The sequence below is a fragment of the Bacillus sp. JH7 genome, from assembly GCF_001563515.1.
Classification (GTDB): domain Bacteria; phylum Bacillota; class Bacilli; order Bacillales; family Bacillaceae_G; genus Bacillus_A; species Bacillus_A cereus.
In genome coordinates this window covers 2,017,773-2,037,762 of record NZ_LPUS01000001.1, presented here as the reverse complement: position 1 = coordinate 2,037,762, position 19,990 = coordinate 2,017,773, and the positions used below count along the sequence as shown (strand labels likewise).

Here is a 19,990-nt window from a genome sequence, read left to right as displayed (position 1 = left end):
TCTCTTTGTTTATTTTTAAGATAACTATCTATAAAATTTTGCTTTTCATAATTCTTCATGAGTCTAGAAAAGAATCTAATCCTTTTCTAGACTCAAAAATAAATTTTTCTAATGTACATAATTACAACGACATTAAACCACTTTGCTCTTAAATCCACTACTTGTATTATTGATTGCATGAAACTCCTTCTTGAGAAAGGTTTTAATTTCCGAATATTCTGTTGACCGTTATAACATATCCAATTTACAATTTAATTGTGGTGTTCTTTCACAATTAAACTACTTAGAATACACTTCATTTATTTGAAAACAATTACAAATAGAGGTGCTAAAATGAAAACTAGAGTAAATCCAGAGTTATTACAAGGGTTAGAGATGTTTCCGGATCTCGATTTACGCCCAGAAAGTTTGCAATCAATTAGAGAAGGAATAGCTCAAATGAGACCACCTACCGTTGTTGATGACTCTCTTTCTTTAACAGATAAAGTCATTGTTGGGCCTGATGATAATCCGTTACCATTACGAATTTATCGTCCAAAATCAAATCATGAATCTTTACCTGTCTTATTATGGATACATGGTGGAGGTTATATCTTAGGGTCTATAGATGATAACGATGATACTTGTATGAGGTTTGCAAAAGAAGCTAGCTGTGTGATTGTGTCTGTAGACTACCGCTTAGCACCTGAACACCCTTACCCAGCACCAATTGAGGATTGTTATTCAGCTTTAAAATGGATTGCTGATAATGCAAAGTCATTAAACATTGATTCGAATCGAATTGGGGTTGCAGGAGTAAGCGCTGGCGGTGGACTAACAGCAGCATTATCATTATTAGCACGAGATCGAAAATATCCTTCAATTTGTTTACAAATGCCACTATATCCAATGATTGATGACAGAAATGATACACCTTCAGCGAATGAAATTAAAGAGGGATTTGTTTGGAACCAAAAGGCAAATGAAGCTGGCTGGAAAATGTATTTAGGAGAAATGTATGGAACGGATCAAATCCCTGCCTATGCAGCACCTTCTCGAGCTGAGGATTATAGTGACTTACCGTATACTTACACATTTGTTGGTCAATTAGATCCATTCCGCAGCGAAACATTAACCTATGTAAGCAAACTAGCACAAGCTGGTGTTGATGTGGAGTTTCATTTATATCCAAATGCCTATCACTGGTTTGAAGGGTTAAATCCAAATGCCGATGTATCTATTTATGCTGTGAACGAAATAGTACAAGCAATAAAGACTGGTTTCAAACGAGTATCCAAGGTTGAGGCTTAATCCCATTACAAGAGAAACACTTATAAATAGTATATATGTATTTATCATTTAAATATAATAGCCGATTCTAAATAAGAATCGGCTATTAATATGTAAAATCCGCCTAATATATCAAGGTTGAGAAACAGATATAAGATGTTTAGGCGATGTGTTTATTTCCTCTGCTAATGCTTTTATGTTCATCATGATTTGAAGTATTTCTTCTTTTGTTGTTCTTGGGTTAATAGAGCAAAGTCGAATTACTACTTTTTCTTTTAATTTAGTCGTACTTAGCATAGCAAATCCTCTTTGATTAATTTCTTCCACCAATTTTTTGTTTATTTCATGAATTGTATCTGTAGATGTTAGCTCACATGGAATATAACGAAAAGTAACAATTCCTAATTGGGCAGGTGTTACTACTTCCCAATCTTTTTCTTTCCTTAAAAACTCTTCAACTTGTTCAGCTAGCATAATGCCATGATCAATTGCCTCACGAAAAGCTGTAACTCCGAATGCTTTAAAAGAAAGCCATACCTTTAATGCTCTAAATCTACGAGAAAGTTCAATTCCACGCTCCCCAAAATTCACTTTTTCTTCTATATTAGTTTCTGTATCCTTAATATACTCTGGGATCATACGGAATGTTTCACTTAAATATTGGCTATTTCGAATAAGTACACAACCAACATCATAAGGCTGAAAAAGCCATTTATGCGGGTCTAACGTTAAAGAATCGGCACGATGAATTCCACTTAATAACTCCCTTCCTTTTTCACTGAGAATTGCTGCAGCCCCATAAGCCCCATCCACGTGTAGCCATATATCTTCATCACCACATACATCAGCCAATTCATCGAGGGAGTCCACCGCTCCGCAATTCGTTGTCCCTGCATTAGCAATAACACAGAATGGTTTTTTCCCTTTTAATCGATCTTCTTTTATTTGTTTTCTTAAAGTACTAACTGAAATTTTTAAGTCTTCATCTGTCTCAATTCGGCAAATTTGATGCTGTTTAAAACCTAATACTTTAAGTGCTCGATCTACAGAAAAATGAGTTTGGTTAGAAAAATAAACAATCGCATTTTCTATGTCATTATTCAGCTTGACCTGTCTCGCTACAGTAAGTGCAGTCAAATTAGCCATGGAACCACCACTGACAAATAGTCCTTCAGCTGAATCAGGGAATCCTAGCATTGATTTTAACCAGTTAATTGTCGTTAATTCAATTTGTTCGGCACCTGCACCTACTATCCAAGCTGTAGGAAATACATTAAACCCACTTGCTAAAAAATCTGCTAATACACCAACATAATTATTAGGACCTGGCACAAAAGCCATAAAATGAGGATGATCCACATGAGTAATTTGATTAAACACATTGTTATTAAGAAAATGAAGTAATTCTTTTGAATTAGATCCGTTTTCCGGAATCGTTTCAATTAGCTTGTCTCTAAAAATATTACTATCAATCGTTTCTGAAACTGGTTTACTTTTTAAATGATTCATATGATCAACAATCAAGTCAACCGCTTGATATCCTAACTGACGCATTTCTTCGGCTGATAACTGTAATTTTTTTGTCATTTGATTTACTCCTATTCTATTTAAAAAGGCGAGTTCTTGCTCGCCTTTTCATTTTTTATAATTTGTAATCACAAATTGTTTGTATTGGATTTTGAAGAATCGTGTTGATTAACCCATGGATGTGATTTAATATTTCCTGTATTTTCTCTGCTTCATATACCGTTTGATCATATCCAAACTTTATTGTAAGTCTTTCTTCAGGGAAGCACATAATTCCATACTTTACATGTGGCTCATCAACAACTTCGTAATCCGTGATAGCAAAATGTCTGTTTTCATTTGAAGAAAAGATTGCTGGATTAGTTGGATAGTTTTCAAAAACCCAAAGATGGTCAGTCAACTCAGTTTTTAATTCACTTTGCTTTTGTATATCAACAAATGAATAGTATGCATACTCATTACATTTCAATGTCTCTAGTTGTACCTTTTGCAGGAAGTCCACAAAAGATTGCGTTTCTGTCCATGCTAATCGGATAGGCAAAACATTTGTGAACAGACCGAACATATTTTCAATTCCTTCTACTTCGGGAGGTCTGACTGATACTAGATTAGGCAATACTACTTCTCTCGTTCCGTTAAATTTGCCAAGCAATATTCCCCATACAGCTAGTAATGCCGTATTCATAGTTATATTATTTTTAGTTACAAATGTCTGTAACTGATCAGTCAAATCCTTGTCTAATGTTAAATCCATAAAAGTGAAGTTTAACCCTTCACTTTTAGATGGGACTTTCTTTTTAGGAATACTAATTTTCTGATTGTATCCTGATAAATAATCTCGCCAAAAATGACGTGCTTTCTCATGATCTTGTGCCAAAGTCCAATCTATAAATGTTTCAAAAGGTTTTACCATAGGTAACTCCGCCGTAGTTCCCGCATTTGTAGTTTCGTAGAGCTGGAATAATTCGTCTATCAAAATGCTGACGCTCCAACCATCACATAATAGATGATGGGAACTCCAAATTACCTTATACTCGTTATTACCTAGTTGGAATATACAGAGACGGGTCATAAGTTCACCATTTTTAAATCCTTGACTTAAATTTTCATTCATCCACTGATCTAGGAATTCTTGCTGTTCTTGTTTCGTCATCTCAATCAAGTTTTTTATTTCTGAATTTATTTGAACATCATATAGAACAGCTTGCCAAGGTTTTGCTTGTTCATCTTGCACAATTATTGTTCTTAAAGAATCATGACGATCAACTAATTGTTGGAAACACTGAATAAAGAGTTTAATATCCAGCTCCCCCTCAAGTGCCCAAATTGTTTGTTCAAAATATGCATTTGTATCAGGTTCATTCGTAGCATGCTCATAAATAACTTCCTGGAAAGGTGCTAGCGGGTAAATACGTTCTATTTTTATATCCGGCATTTTTTCTTGTATTTTGGTAAGTGTATGTTGATTAAGTTGTTTATCTTTAACATTTAGTAATGTAGCTTTATTATCGTTCATTATATTTACATCATTTGTTTGTGAACTTGAAAACTGGTCTAGCTTTTTAACAAATTGAACCATATCTCTTAATATAGGAAATGAAAATAGATTTTTTGGTTCAAGCTCGAATCCTTGTCGATACAGTCTAACGGACACTTGAATTGCTTTTATCGAATCTCCACCTAAGGCGAAGAAATGATCATTTACTCCAACTTGATCTATTTTGAGTACTTCTTGCCAAATACTAGTTAATATTTTTTCCATTTCAGTTTTTGGGGCAATAAATACTTCATTTTTTTGTTTCTCCGGAGTAGGGAGCGCTTTTCTATCTAATTTCCCGTTTGGAGTCAGGGGTAATTGGTCCAAATAAACAAAATAAGAAGGAATCATATAATCTGGCAAGTGATCTCGCAAATGCTTTCGTAGTTCTGTTGTACTAATATTTTGCTCAGTTACCACATATGCAACTAAAAATTTTATCCCGTTCTCATCTGTTTGATCAATTACGACAGCATGTTCGACTTGTTTATAAGTTAGAAGACAATGAGAGATTTCTTCTAACTCTACTCGATATCCCTGAATTTTCACTTGGTAATCTTGGCGGCCTAAAAATTCAATATATCCCTCAGAATGCATTTTTCCACAATCTCCTGTTTTATATATAAGACCAAAATCAGGATGTGAAACAAACGCTTCATTTGTTTTCTTTTCATCATTTAAATATCCTTTAGCAAGGCCCACTCCCCCGATATATAAATCTCCAATTACACCAACAGGGCACATTTTCTTTTCATAGTTCAACACATAATACGTTTGGTTTGCCAAGGGCATCCCGTATGGAATACTATTCCAATGTGATTCCACCTGTTTGACCGGATAATAAATTGACCAAATCGATGCTTCTGTTGCCCCTCCTAGTGAAACTACTTCTGCAATCGGAAAATGTCTTTTTATTTTTTCTGGTAAAGAAAGCGGAATCCAATCTCCACTATGTAAAACTAAACGTAAAGAAGGATATTCAAAATGAGAACCTACTTGATCCAATGCCAAATCCATGATTGCAGGCACTGTATTCCAAATTGTAATCCCTCTACGTTCGACAGTGCGGATTAATTCTTGCATGTCTCTCGGATCACGAATCATTACTAACATTGCACCTGTGCTTAAAGCTCCGAAAATATCGTATACAGATAGGTCAAAACACATGGAAGAGATACCAATAATACGATCATCTTCATTCACCTCATATTTTTGATTTATGTCTTGAATAGTATTTGTAACCGCTTGGTGAGTAATAATTACTCCTTTTGGTTTTCCTGTACTTCCTGAAGTGTATATAATATAGGCAATATCTTCTGGACCAGCAATAGCGGGCATATCTTCTGTTGTATAAAATGACAAATGATTTTCTTCATAAAGACTAGGTTCTAATAAAAGCTTGCATGAGCTATTTTTTAAAATATATGTTTGGCGATCTAAAGGATGATCGGGATCAATCGGAACATAAGCGGCACCTGATTTTAAAATACCTAACATATTAACAATTGTGTCAACTCGCCTTTTTGCTAAAAGACCCACTTTGTCACCTAGACCAATACCTTGCTCTTTTAAGAAGTGGGCAATTTGATTAGAACGTTTATGAAGTTCCGAGTATGTTAACCATTCTTGTTCAAATACCACTGCTACTTCATCCGGTGTACGTTTTACTTGGTCTGTAAATAATTGATACAGAGTAGTTGAAGGTATTTCTTCTGTTGTTTCATTGTATTGCTTAATTAAAGTTTGATCCGATTCTTTCATCTGCAAAGATGTTATATCGCTTTGTTTCACCAATTGTTCCAATAAGTCAACAAATTGGGAAAACATTGCTTCTATTACATCAACATCAAACAACTCTTCAACATAGTTCCAGCTAATTAGTAACTCTCCATTTTTTTCAATTACTACATTATCCAAATACACTTGTGGAGTCCGAGCATGAATATAGCGAAGAGAACCAAGTTGTTCCCAAGAGAAAGCACCTGCACCTGCTAACATCGAGGTGAAAACGATTGGCATAACTGCTTTTGGCGTCATTTGATGATATCGAGTAAAATCTCGAATAAAGTTAACTCCATCGTAATGACGATGTTCAAGGCCATCTAATAAAGTAGCTTGCGTTTCTTTTACTCTAGTAAAGAAAGTTTGCTCTGGTTTTACATCAACATCCAATAAAATAAGCGATGTGAAATCTCCAACAATCTGTTCTACTTCATCATGAACAGGATAACGGTTAAATACAGTCAAGTTAATTGCTAATCGACGTTGATTACTCCAATATGCCAACACATCACCATATATTGTACAAAGTAGAGCGGAAGGAGTTACCTCTTTCTCTTGTGCTAACTTTCGTAGCTTTGTCCATTTTTTATTATCCAGGATTTTTGTAAGTGATTGGAATTTAGGAGTAGCAATCTCTGCTGGATCCTTTTTTAACAGCAAAGAAGGTGCAAACGGAAAGTCAGGAAGCTTACTTGTCCAATAATCTTTTGCTGTTTTATATTCTTCGCTTTGTTCCATTTCATCATAGATAAACATATAATCTTGAAAATCAAAAGATAAAGATTCTAATTTTTGATTTGGTTTATAATAATAATGCAACAAATCCTGTCCAACAATGTTCATGCTTGCTCCGTCCATTAATAAAGCATCGTATCGAAAACATAATAAATATGTGTCTTCTTTTAAAAGAAAAGCTTTCAATTCAAACAAAGGCCATTGCCCCAAAGGGAATACATGGTTAGTCATTCGAGAACGCTCTTCTTGTAAGCGAGCATTTTGATTCCTATCATCTAAATCTATGAGACTCACTATTTCAATCTCGTAATCAGGAACGCTTTGTAATATTTGCTGTTTTCCCTCTGGTAAAATTACAGCTCGCAACATTGGATGACGATGGATCACCTTGTGAAAACTTTTTGAAAGACGATTGATATCCAATGCTGTTTCATATTCAAAATATGTTTGAGGTGAAATACCACTTAATTCAAACTGTGAATTCCTTCCTAACATATACGCCGTCTGAACTTCTGTTAAGGAAAATGGATTAGACAAATCTTTAACATGAGTTGGTTTACTTTCAAAGTTTTCTTCTTTATGCTCTAACTTTACACAAGAACTCAGTTGAGCGATTGTAGGGTGCTTAAAAAAATCTGTTGTACTTATTTTTAAGCAGTCTTTTCTTAATAAATTAATTACCTGAAGTGCTTTAATAGATTCTCCTTTTAATGCAAAAAAATTATCATGAATACCGATTCCCTCAATCTCCATAACTTTTTCCCACGCACGCACTAATTTTTGTTCAATTTCATTGCGCGGAGCAACGTATGGAATTGATACATAATCCGTTTGTGTTATATCCAACAATCTTTTTCTATCCACTTTTCCATTTGGATTCAATGGAATCTCTTCTACCTGAATCATTTTTTCAGGAATCATAAACTCAGGTAATTTATCACTTAAATATTTTCTGATTTCACCAAAAGACACCTTGTTATCCGATACATAGTAGGCAGCTAATAATTTCCTATTTCCATACACTTGATCAACAACGATAGCCTGGTTTATTTCTGGATATTCCCTTAATTGAGTTTCGATTTCTCTTAATTCAATCCGATACCCCCGAATTTTCACTTGATGATCCATTCGACCTAAATATTCAAGTTCTCCATTAGGCAACCAACGAACGAGATCACCTGTATGATACATCATTTCCCCTGCCACAAAAGGACTCGGTACAAACTTTTCATCTGTCAGTTTATTTTTACCAAGATACCCTCGTGCTACCGCTACGCCAGCAATGCAGAGTTCACCGGGAATTCCAAATGGTTTTAATTGGCCATACTTATTCAATATATAGGAATGATAATTCGGGTTAGGTTTGCCAATCGTAACTTCTTTGGAAGTGCTCAAGTCTTTTACTGTTGCGCAAATGGTTGTTTCTGTGGGACCATAAATATTTAAAATTGTTGCTTCACTGATACAACGAATTTTTTCAACCAAATCAATGGAAAATGATTCTCCTGCTAATAAAATAGATTTTAAATCTTTTAGAAAAATCGCCCCTTCTGGATCACTCAAAATCACTTCCATTCGCGATGGCGTTGATTCCCATAAATCCACCTTATGTTTTTTGACCAAATGAGCCAATTCTTTTGTTGCAAACTGGTCCTCTGTAGCAATTACTACTTTTGAACCTTGCGTTAAAGGAAGACATATTTCTAACAAGGAAATATCAAAAGATACACTAGCAAGAAACAAGAATGATTGATTAGCCTTTACTTTTTCTCTCATTACATTTAAAAAATGAACTAGCGATTTTTGTTCGATCATTACCCCTTTTGGATTTCCTGTCGATCCTGATGTGTAAATAACATAAGCCAAATCATTAGGATTATGTTCTCGTACTAAATTACTTTCTTCACCTTGGAAAAGATATTCTTTATCAAGATACAGTACTTCACCCGCAAATTGCGGCAATACTTCCTCTGTTCGCTTACTAAGTAAATATTTTGCTTGACTATCTTGTAACATATATTCAATTCGTTCAGTTGGGTAGTTAGGGTCGATTGGTAAATACGCTGCTCCTGCTTTAAAAATCCCCATCATACCAATAATCATTTCTAATGACCGATCTACCATAACGCCAATAATACTTTCTTTTGAAACACCTTTACTTTGAAGAATAGAAGCCAATTGATTCGCTTTCTTATTCAATTCTCTATATGTCAAAGATTGTTCATTACAAACAACAGCAATTTGATCTGGAGTTTTTAATACTTGCGCTTCAAACAAATCTTGAAATGATTGAAACAAGTCTATACCCGTTTGAAAAGTATTCAATCCTTCTAACAACTCTTTTTCTTCTTCTGCAATAATACAAATATCTTTCAATGCCAAATTCGGATTTTGTGAAACTTGCTTTAAAACATAACAATACGAATTGGCAAACTGTTGCAAAGAAGAGAATGAACGGGACTTGCAAGAAATTTGAAATTCAAATTCATTATGTATTTCATTCCATTTTCTTCGTATCCATAGGGCTAAATTATTCTCTGCGTATTCTTCTAGCGAATTTTCATTATGTAATCCTTCCATCCCGATTACAATTTGAAAAGGAGTTAAATTGTGTTTAACTAATAATTCAGAGAGCGGATACTCCTGATTTTCATACCCGAATAAAGTCGTTTGTTCAATCTCATTTACTAATTGTTTAAAGGTGTGATGCGGCTGGATTTCACTTCCTAAAGGAATCAACTTATTAAGATTCTCACTTTGTTCAAGATTCTTTTCAATTATAGGAATACCAATAGTAATTCTTTCTTGATCTGTATAATGTGCCAAACAAACCCTTAAAGCGGCTTGAAACCAGCTAAATAATAATAAATCTTGAGACTTACTTATTTTTTGTATACTTTTACTAAATTCTACATTCACTATGACTTGAACGTACTCACAAGGTGTTTCTTTATTTAGTTGGTAATCGCTATTAAATTTAAATACAGAAAAATCGAGAATCTCGGAAGATAATTGCTCCTTCCAAAACGCTTCTACTTCTTTATTTTCATGAATCGAACTTCGATCTTTAATGTGCATTTTTATCTTTATCCCCCTAATATTCATTTCTTCTACTCATTAATTTTTAAGCCAACTTCAAGCCCATGGAGAAACACTTGATGATTATCCAAACATAAAAATTGCTGAATATCTTCAAATTTCATATGACCAACTGAACAAACCCCTAAATTTAATGTCTCAGCAACCATATTTAAGGTAGCAGTGATAATGCCTGACTCAATACAAGCAAATAAATATCCATCTGAACCGTATTTCGGGATGGAAGCGTTCGCATTATAAACCAAATAAACTGAGAAGGCAGATTGAGTAAATAAATCCTGATTAATTAACTCATGATCACTTTTGATTACTTGATCAATGTTGTTTACAATCACAAGACTATTTTTTGATGGGTTATAATAATAAAATCCAGCTTTCATACCCTCTATACGTTTTGGTTTTACATAAACAAAGATATCAATGGGATAGAGCCCGCCTGCACTTGCGTAATGATAGTATATTTTTTCTTCCCTAACCTGTTTTAGAGTTGATAAGAATCGGGAAAATTCCGAAAAATTAATATGTTTTTCCATATCAAATTGACGACAAGATCTACGTTCCTTGATTATAGTAGGTAGCTCATTTGTTGTTTCAAGTTGAATTTCGGTCGACCGTGCAGCAACGTGCGTGCGATTTAATTGTTCACTCATATATTTATCTAACTTTTCTTTAGAAAAGCGAATCTGGTTGCTATATGGATTTGAAAAAATCTTTTCTTGTGAAGAAAATACTTCTCTTGGGTGTAATATGTTACTTACTAACACACGATTTTTTATCATGAGCTCTATGTTTTTTTGTGTCTCTTCTACATTTCCTAACGAAAAGCGCTCTACTAGTTCACTAATTTTCACACCTTTTTGAGCCATAAAATAAAAATCTGGAAACCACTCAGACAGAATACCTGTAAATCTCATTTCCCCTATCAAAACTTCATTATGCAACTTCTCCCAATGCTTAATCGGAGACCAGTAATAAATTTTCTCGCTCATATAACCCTCCATAAACGTTTAACTTATTTTTGAAATGCAATTTTCTAATTTACAAAAATTTTTTCGGATTCTGCTCCTTGTCTCATATTGATTATAAATACATGCACTTTAACGAAACTTGAAAATAATGAAATAACTTTTTCTTCATTAAAATTTTTTATTTCATCATAAAAAATGATTTCTTTTTGGATATTTCACATCCTTTCCCATAGTAATCCTATAAGGTATAAACCATTTATAACATTGAGAATATTCATGTATTTCCAATGTGAAATTATTGTAATGGATTGGAGAGCGGTTGAATATAGTTATTAAATCAAATAATGTTGAGAAAGTTTTATTTATTATATCGATAAAATTTTATGATGTAATTTATTACAAATAGATTAAGAAAAGAGTTTTAAATTTTTCTTAATCAGTTAGTGTGAAAATATCACATGCTATTACATACAATCGAGTTACTTACATTTCATATTCAAAATAGAGAAAAGACACCTTGAATGGTGTCTTTTCTCTATTTTAATTCCATATACTTTTTACGCCTTTGTTATTTTTAAACGATTTGTAGGAATTAATACAACTCGAACATCTAGTTCGTTATATGTTCGAATATATAATAAACATTATATGAATTACGAATGTATTTCAGGTAATTTTATAAATAAACTCAAAGATATCTTCTCCTCCTACTGTCACAAAAGAAACAATCTATTGCTTATTTCTTTTATTAAATTGTAATATAATTACAGTATGTGAAATTATATTACATTAACTTTAAAAACGAAGTGAGAATAATCTTCACTTCGCTTTTTTTATTTGCAATCCTTGTTAAATTTGCTCAATGCAGTATTTATTTCCACATTCTTCGCTTTTATTTAATCGGTTTCTCTGTTTTTAAGACAAATGAACTTAATGCAGGAACTTTAATTTTATTGTCATGGACAACATAAAGTGGTTTACTTCCCGCCTGCTTGCTGTCTACTAGTACTTTCCAAGGCCCTTTCGATGGAAGTGTTATTTCAACAGCTTCTCTATTTGCATTGTGAGCCACTGTAAAGTATTCATTTTTATTCCCCTCTATTGTATAAGCTACAGTATTTTTCGGAGCATCAATAAATGATACGTGTGTTTTTATTTGCTCTGCAGATGTCATTCGAAAAGCTGAGTACTTTTTGCGTAATTCTATTAAACCCTTCATATAATCTACTTCATTATTAAACGTTGCACGGCGCAGCCAATCCATCTGGTTAATTGAATCTGGAGATTTGTAACTATTATGATCACCGTATTTCGTCCGCATAAACTCTTGCCCTGCATGTAAAAATGGAACTCCTTGTGATGTTAATAAAATTGAAGAAGACAATTTGTGCATTTGTTTTCGCATTTCTTCACTGTCACCTGGATTAGTTAACTCAAGTTTATCCCATAATGTATGATTGTCATGTGCTTCCACATAAGTTAATACCTGTTCAGGATCTTGATAGGTAGACGAATTTGTATCATAGTCAATACCTGCTGTAATGCCTTTTTTAATACGATCTTCCATGTTTTGCTTTCCATTTACAAAACCATTTTCCTTTTCCTCAAATACACTACCTTTCAACCCATCACGTATATTATCGTTAAAATGAGCAATCCCTTTCATTTTCTCTGCATTTTTTTGATTTGCTTTCAACTCAGCTGCAAGAGGTGTATTTAAATCCCATCCTTCTCCGTGTAGTATAATAGAAGGGTCAATTTGATTAACAGCTTTACGTATTTTATTCATCGTTTCATAATCATGAATACCCATTAAATCAAAACGGAATCCATCTAAATTGTATTCTTTTGCCCAATATGTGACGGAATCTATCATAAATTTCCTCATCATTTTTCTTTCTGAAGCAGTATCATTTCCTACTCCAGTTCCATTTGCAAATGTTCCATCTTCATTGTAACGATAATAATAACCTGGAACTAACTTATGAAAATTAGATTCAGCAGCATTATACATATGGTTATATACTACATCCATCACTACTCGAAGATTATTATCATGTAGTGTTTGAACCATTTGCTTCAATTCAGTTATTCGCACAGTCGGCTCATAAGGATTTGTAGAATAGGAGCCTTCTGGAACGTTGAAATTTTTAGGATCATATCCCCAGTTATATTGCGGTTCATTTAAAGTCTCTTCATTTACAGAAGCATAATCAAATATCGGTAAAAACTGAACGTGAGTAACACCTAGATCCTTTATATGATCAAGTCCTGTTTTTACACCTTCTGGCCCTTTTGTTCCTTTTTCTGTTACACCTAAATACTTCCCTTTCTGTTTAATACCACTTTCAGGTTGGATGGAAAGATCGCGTACATGTAACTCATAAATAATAGCATCTTCCGGATTTTTAAATTTTGGCTTTTTGTTTGCTTTCCATTTTTTCGGATTTGTTTCTTCTAAATTAACGACTGCACCTTTATCCCCATTTACAGAAGCAGCACGCACATATGGATCAACCGCTTCAGTCCACTTATCACCAATTTTGACCTTATACGTATAAAAGAGCCCTTTTTGGTTCCCCTTTAGTTCTGCTGTCCAAGTTCCCTTTTCACCTTGTTGCATGTTTATTTCAGCACCTATTTTATCGTTCCAGTTTTTATATGTAACTAACTTCGCTTCGCTTGCAGTAGGAGCCCATAAACGGAACTTTGTATGTTGCGGAGTATATGTATTTCCTAAATCGTTGCCACCATAATAAAATAAATTATCAAATTCTTCGCTACGAATGACTTTACCAATTTCAGTATTCGTATCAGCTAAGTTTTCAATTTTAACTTTGTATGTTTGTTTTAAATCAATTTTCTGTTCCGTAATTATTTTAACCTTATTAGTAATATCTCCACTGTTTGTATCATAAGGAGTAATATTTTTAATTTTAATGCCTTCAATTTCAATTTTCTTTTCCTTAATATGAAACGGGACATTAGTCGTTACAGTAATTTCATTGAAACTATCAATAGTTGCTTTTTGAATTGAGAGATCCGATGAAGGCTTAGAGTTATATACTTTTTCATCACCCGAAAGAATCCATACTTCAGCACGACCGTCCTTTATATTTTCAATCCAACGATCCCCACCATCTTTTTCCCATTCATTTGTTCGAACTATAAATCCTACACGATTATAGTCACCGTCTATTTTTATCTTAGCGTATTTTCCAAATTCATCTTCACCAGTAAATTCATAAGATGTACCATTTGCATTTTCTCCCCATAACCAAAGATTCCAGTCTTTTGTATTTCCAAGCTTTTCTTTGTAATGAATGATAATTTCAGTTGTTTTCGAATTTGAAACTGCCTTCACACTCTGAAAAGAGAAAACAGATGATAACATAATGATTAAAGTAAGTAATAAAACTGTTTTGTTAATTAATCTTTTTGTAATTTGCACCACATACACCCTTTCTTCAAATATTACTAACGATTTATTATGCTTTCACTGAATAAAACTGCTTAAATTTATCTAGAAATCTCTTTAACTTCACCTCCATATTGGCTATTTTCACGTATGTATTTCAATGACCTTTTAATACGAAAGCGTTTGCATTAACGCTTAAAAAAATAGATTTGTTTATGCCTTCATATATTTGTAAATACTAAAAGATCAGGGAAATCATTTTAAAGCAATCGTTTGTTATCGCTTTCATTTTATAGACTTTCTATCAAGAGGTCAATATATTATTAATTTTCTGTTTTTATACACTTTAAACCTTATTGATTTGTCACTACTTCTTAAAGAGAAAGCGCCTCATTATTGCTTAGTCAGTTTATTTTCAATAATACATTGCTACGTAAAAAAACAGCTAATATCCTTAAAATGACATTAGCTGTTTTTCATAATGTATTAATATATGAATGAGAACTATATTTCTAAATTACTTAATTTTTGCTGCATCAAATGCTTTTTGAACTGCTTGAACTTCAGCTGTATTCGCACCATATTTATTAGTTGCCACTCGAATACATGCTGATCTCAATTCTTTGAAATTAGAAGTCATGTTTAACTCATCTGTATTTGCATAATAGAAAATATCAAACATTTTATCTTCACCAATTCCTTTAACAGTTACTCCGTTATGAGTTCCGCCTTTCGCAATGAGATACGCAACTTTATTAATAATACTTGAATTAAAATGAACACCGCCTTGATCCCATCCATTAAAATCGTTAAATTCACTGTAATCATCTGGATAAGGTACTCCAAGTGAAGATGGAACAGAAGCTGGGTTTTCCATATCACGGAAAACAGATCCCGTTTGTTCTCCCATTGTCCAGTTGAATTTTCCATTATTTACGTATTTCTCAATAGATGTTCCCATAATATCAGATAATGCCTCATTAATCGCACCGGATTCTCCGTAATATTCAAGATTAGATTCGCTAGAAGTAACAGCGTGTGTAAATTCATGTCCAGCTACGTCATATGCTTTAACAATAGGATCGCCATATACAAGCATACTTCCATTATTAGCACTTAATGCATTCTGCCAATTTTTCGGATCATTCGTCTCTTCAGAATCCCAAGCGTGTACAACTGAAACTACTTTTTGTCCTTTATTATCAAAGCTATTACGCTTGTATTTATCTTTATAAAAATCAAATACTTTTGTTGCTAAGTAATGAGCACTTACTGCTTTCGGATCGTTAAATGTTGCCGAAGTACTAGTCGCTAATGTACCAGGATAATAGCTTTCTTCTTTAGTAATATCTCTGTAATTCACATCATATGTTTCAATGCCTTGCCCTCTTGTATAATCAGCAAGAGCATATTTGCCATTACTTTGTTTAGAGATACCAAATGAACGAGAAATACCTAAATCATCTTTTCCTGTTCCAGTTAATGATGTAAGACTGCTTTGTTTACTTTTCTTTAAAGCTCCAACTAGTTTGTCACTGGCTTTTAAGTTAGATTCTTGTACCATATTTTTTAACATATCACCATTTTGTGCATTTACTAAATAAGTACCAGAAACATAGTTTGGTGTTGCAGCTTCAAAGGTAACTTGGTATGCATTTTTAGCTTGTCCATTATTTTCATCAACAAAAATAACCTCTTTAACTTCCGGCTCAGAAATAAACTTGAGATCGTTTCCGTACTTCGTATAAATAAATTGTTTTGCTTCATCTTTTGATAGATTAATAGGTTTTTTCAATTCTTCTTGTTTTAAATTTTGTGCGCTATCACCTGAAACACTTTTAATAACACCATTATTATCTACGTGTGCAGTTAATTGATGTCCATATACTTCTTTTCCTTCGTATGTTTGTTGCATACGCACAAGTGTAGTTCCATCATACGAACCACGTTTTTGAAGAACTTTATAATCTACTCCTGCTTCTCCATTGACTTGTTTTTGGGACAGAGCTTGCTCTGTTTTCTCCTTAAGTGCATCCTTTACTACATTTTCTGGTGCCTTTTGTGACGGTTGTGTAAGTTCACCCGAACGGAACGATTCCTCTTGAATTTGGACTTGTAGTTGATCTGTTTCCTCTGCATGACCTACGCCATATGGTGCCACAGCTGTTAAAGCTAATCCTGTTGTTAATGCTACCTTAGTTAATGTCTTTTTGTTTTTCATTATTTCACCTCGTATAATTTTTGAAATAGAAAGCTTGTACAAAGTATACTGTCTATTTCTGTCGGAAAAAAGAGAAAATACGAAATTTATGTAACATTATGCAAAATTACATAAATTGTGGTCAATATTATAAATAATGAACGGAACACATATGTACATTAATTTGAATAAAAGAGAATCCTTATAGACGCTCATCCAATTGGTTAGTTATTAATTATCTATATTCATTCTAATAAAAGTATACTTACATCTAAATAACAACATAAAAACCCACTCTTTACTATTGTAAGAGTGGGTTTCATACTATTAAAATAACAATCACTATAAGAAACCTTATAATTTATATTTTTTTAGTAATCCTATTAAGTTTTTTATAAAATTCACCTTTTGTCTTTGCATGATTAAACTCATTTGGATTAATATTTGCTTTTTGTGAGAGTGCTACAATTTCTTCTTTTGAAATTGAGTCTTTCGTATTTATAGATGCTATATTTGTGTATTTTCCGTCTTCTGTTTTTGGAATTTCTAAAATCCCTTTATTCACGAGATCAACTACAGCCTTATGCTCTGAAGAATGTAAATCTACACCAGTAATTTTCCAATTACGCATAACTTTTGGAGTGTATACACCATTCTTTACCTCTTTTAAATATGTAATAGCAAGGTTACGAATGGTTCCGCCTGTTTCTCCAAATGCATTCTCTTGTTTAGATGACCAAATTTGTTCAAACTTACGCCCCTCTAAAGCTCCCCCTTTTGCCTGAAGAGCCTCCATTCTATATGCATTCATTCCCAGCGTCATAACATCGCTCGTTTTGATTGGTTTGTTTGTACGAATAGAGCGTAAATTTGTAATTCTACTTCCATATGGTTTTGTTAAGTCAATTTCGTATTTTACGCCTCCAAAGAAATCATTCGTACTGTATTTAGATGCACGGCGGGTTTTATCAAAGCTAACGGTTACATCTCCGGCACGAGATGAGTTAAAATATCCTGCTGCCCATTCCATATAGTCTTTTAAATCTTTTCCAGAAATCTTATATACTGTAATTTCTCCCAAGGCATATTGGTAATTGTACGCAATATCTTTTTTCTTAATAGGACCTATATCCAAACGGGCATAATCATTATCAATTTGATGGGCTACTACATCTGCTTTACTGTAGTAGAGCATGACTTCATGAAAGAAATCTGATAAAGGTGTTTCTTGAATCTGAACACTTGGAATACCCTTTATTTCATTTTCAGGAACAAGATTTCTACCCTTTAATTGAGCGACTACAACATTTGCATCTCCTCTCGCATATTCGTGAAAAGGTGTTAATGTTTCTTCAAGTGTAGGATCAGATAATATCGTTGTTCCATCAGCATTTTTTACAGGTATAGCGGTAGCAGTTTTATTTTTTAAAGTCAACTTCCCATCTTGCTTTGTAAAAGTAAGGTCAATACGTGAAATATGTGTTCCATATTTATCTGGTTCTGTAATAATTACGCCATTTACAACTTCTTTTTTTACAAGTTTATGCATGTGAGCCGCAAAAATAGCGCTTAGTTCCGGACAAGCATTTGCAATTTCTTGAACACCAGTACCAGGGATACCATTCTCATTTTCTAATCCCATATGCATAACTCCTACCATTACATCTACTTTACCTTCTAATTCCTTAATTGCCTTTTTCGTCTCTTCTACCGGATTTTTCACCACTAAACCATCTAAGTGATCTGTCCCTTTTTCAAAATCACTAATCATTGGTGTATTCATACCAATAATCCCAACTTTAATTCCACCTTTTTCTACAATTGTATATGCAGGAAGAAAGCGCTCTCCATTTTCCTTATAAATATTTCCTGCTAACGTTTTTCCCTTATAGTGCTCACTAACTTTTTTCAATGTATCTAATCCAAAATTGAATTCATGATTTCCAAATGCCCAGGCGTCATATCCCATTGTATTCATCGCTACCATCATTGGCGATTGTGGTTTATCGTTGAATAATTCTACTGAGTTTCCTTGAATTGTATCCCCAGCATCTACTAATATGGTATTTGGATTTTCTTGACGGACCTTCTTTATAACCGTATAAAGCTGCGTCAAACTTCCACTCATATTTGCTCCATCAAGCGCATAATCCCAAGGCATAAATCTACCATGAATATCTGCAGTACCTAACAATGTGATATTAACTTCAGATTCCTCAGCCTTAGAGATAGGTGGTTTGACTATTACTGCTGTTCCAAGCAGTAATAGAATTACAAAGTAACATACATAGTTCTTCCATTTCATTTTTTGCATACTAATAATATTTCTCCCCTTTTTGTACTTTCATAAAGTTGCTTGAACTTTAAAAATGTAACTTATTATTCAGGAAACTTCAACTACAAAAGATAATTTTGAAGGTGGTTCTGTTGCAAAATAAAGAGAATAAATTGCATACATCTCCTAACAGAATTGTATTTTATCGTTTCCTGACAGAATACCCCTTCCTTAAGCGTGTGAAGAGTACTTTCAAAATAAGGACATATCATTCATCATCATAAAATCATTATTTCAATTTACTAAAATTCGCATATAAAATATGTTATGATGATTATTTTTTTGAATTTCATTGTCGAAGTATTTCCTTCTCAATGAAAATACTTCCAAAAAAATAACCCCGCTCTTCATTTAAGACGGGGTTACACTTATACAGAAAATCGGATAGTTTCATATTTTCTTAAGCTTATTGGTTACTTTCAACTAATTTCATTCTATTTTTGTTTTCTTCTGAATCAATATGAATCAACCGTTTTCCCTGTTTATAATACGCATCAATAAATAGGGAATGATTTTTACTTTTCAATTTCACAAAGTAATTTTATCTCTTTTATTTGTGAAATATGACGCTGTTCATGTAAATAAATCAGTTCTATCCACTGATCAAGGGATAATTCTCCAAGAGCTGGATGCATCACTGCTTTTTTCGCTAATATAGACTCATCTTCTATTGTACTCAGGAAACGCATCAATTCTTTTCTTGATTCGTTTAGCATATTGAGCATTTGCTCCACTTCAAATGGTTCTATACTTGGTTCAATCATTTCTGGAGCTATAAACTTTTTCGTTCTATCTAATAAAATAGTGTGAATTTCTTTACGCTCATTTTGGGTACTATCTAACTTTTTTAATCCTGATGAAATAACTGTTATAACTCTCTCATCTAATAAAACTAAATGATGACAAACTTGTGCAATACTCCATTTATCCTTATCTGGTTTCCTATTAAATTGAGCATCACTCAACAAATTAATTTCCTCAACTAATTGATCTCTCGTTTCATAAAACTTGTCATTTACAAATGTATCCATGTGGATTCTCCTTTCATTGCAACCTACATACTTAAATTCCTACGCTAGAAATATTATCTTCAAAAAAAGTTTTTCTTTCACTACTATTC

The 19,990-nt window shown here is 33.2% G+C and carries 8 protein-coding genes; 1 reads left to right on the top strand and 7 read right to left on the bottom strand.

Translation table 11 applies throughout. The features are described 5' to 3' along the window. The first annotated feature begins 333 nt into the window (after positions 1-333). Entirely contained in the window at positions 334-1,290 is a 957-nt protein-coding gene (locus AU379_RS10315; RefSeq protein WP_061139204.1) for an alpha/beta hydrolase, read from the top strand. Between the two features lie 111 nt (positions 1,291-1,401). Here AU379_RS10315 and AU379_RS10310 read toward each other — a convergent pair whose 3' ends face one another. The 7 genes from AU379_RS10310 to AU379_RS10280 all read right to left on the bottom strand — a co-directional run bounded on the left by AU379_RS10310 (position 1,402) and on the right by AU379_RS10280 (position 19,901). Beyond that, positions 1,402-2,856: an aminotransferase class I/II-fold pyridoxal phosphate-dependent enzyme gene (locus AU379_RS10310; protein WP_061139203.1), complete on the bottom strand. Its 1,455-nt coding sequence runs from the start codon at positions 2,854-2,856 to the stop codon at positions 1,402-1,404. A gap of 55 nt (positions 2,857-2,911) precedes the next feature. Next, entirely contained in the window at positions 2,912-9,928 is a 7,017-nt protein-coding gene (locus AU379_RS10305; RefSeq protein WP_061139202.1) for a non-ribosomal peptide synthetase, read from the bottom strand. Positions 9,929-9,960: 32 nt separating this feature from the next. Then, positions 9,961-10,938 carry a SagB/ThcOx family dehydrogenase gene (locus tag AU379_RS10300; RefSeq protein WP_030025811.1) on the bottom strand — a complete coding sequence of 326 codons (978 nt, stop codon included), beginning with the start codon at positions 10,936-10,938 and terminating at the stop codon, positions 9,961-9,963. Between the two features lie 871 nt (positions 10,939-11,809). After that, positions 11,810-14,368, bottom strand: coding sequence for a type I pullulanase (gene pulA, locus AU379_RS10295; RefSeq protein ID WP_061139201.1), 2,559 nt, complete (start codon positions 14,366-14,368; stop codon positions 11,810-11,812). Between the two features lie 484 nt (positions 14,369-14,852). Continuing rightward, positions 14,853-16,556 carry a M4 family metallopeptidase gene (locus AU379_RS10290; RefSeq protein ID WP_000791453.1) on the bottom strand — a complete coding sequence of 568 codons (1,704 nt, stop codon included), beginning with the start codon at positions 16,554-16,556 and terminating at the stop codon, positions 14,853-14,855. A gap of 340 nt (positions 16,557-16,896) precedes the next feature. After that, positions 16,897-18,849 (bottom strand): 5'-nucleotidase C-terminal domain-containing protein, encoded by a 1,953-nt coding sequence (locus tag AU379_RS10285; RefSeq protein WP_061139200.1) that lies wholly within the window; start codon positions 18,847-18,849, stop codon positions 16,897-16,899. Positions 18,850-19,385: 536 nt separating this feature from the next. Beyond that, the gene (locus AU379_RS10280; RefSeq protein ID WP_000379370.1) at positions 19,386-19,901 is read right to left on the bottom strand and encodes a DinB family protein; all 516 of its coding nucleotides are present in this window, start codon (positions 19,899-19,901) and stop codon (positions 19,386-19,388) included. Positions 19,902-19,990: the final 89 nt, after the last annotated feature.

Coding starts and splice junctions, on each gene's coding strand:
- AU379_RS10315 (WP_061139204.1), top strand. CDS start 334: ATGAAAACTAGAGTAAATCCAGAGTTATTACAAGGGTTAGAGATGTTT.
- AU379_RS10310 (WP_061139203.1), bottom strand. CDS start 2,856: ATGACAAAAAAATTACAGTTATCAGCCGAAGAAATGCGTCAGTTAGGA.
- AU379_RS10305 (WP_061139202.1), bottom strand. CDS start 9,928: ATGCACATTAAAGATCGAAGTTCGATTCATGAAAATAAAGAAGTAGAA.
- AU379_RS10300 (WP_030025811.1), bottom strand. CDS start 10,938: ATGAGCGAGAAAATTTATTACTGGTCTCCGATTAAGCATTGGGAGAAG.
- AU379_RS10290 (WP_000791453.1), bottom strand. CDS start 16,556: ATGAAAAACAAAAAGACATTAACTAAGGTAGCATTAACAACAGGATTA.
- AU379_RS10285 (WP_061139200.1), bottom strand. CDS start 18,849: ATGCAAAAAATGAAATGGAAGAACTATGTATGTTACTTTGTAATTCTA.
- AU379_RS10280 (WP_000379370.1), bottom strand. CDS start 19,901: ATGGATACATTTGTAAATGACAAGTTTTATGAAACGAGAGATCAATTA.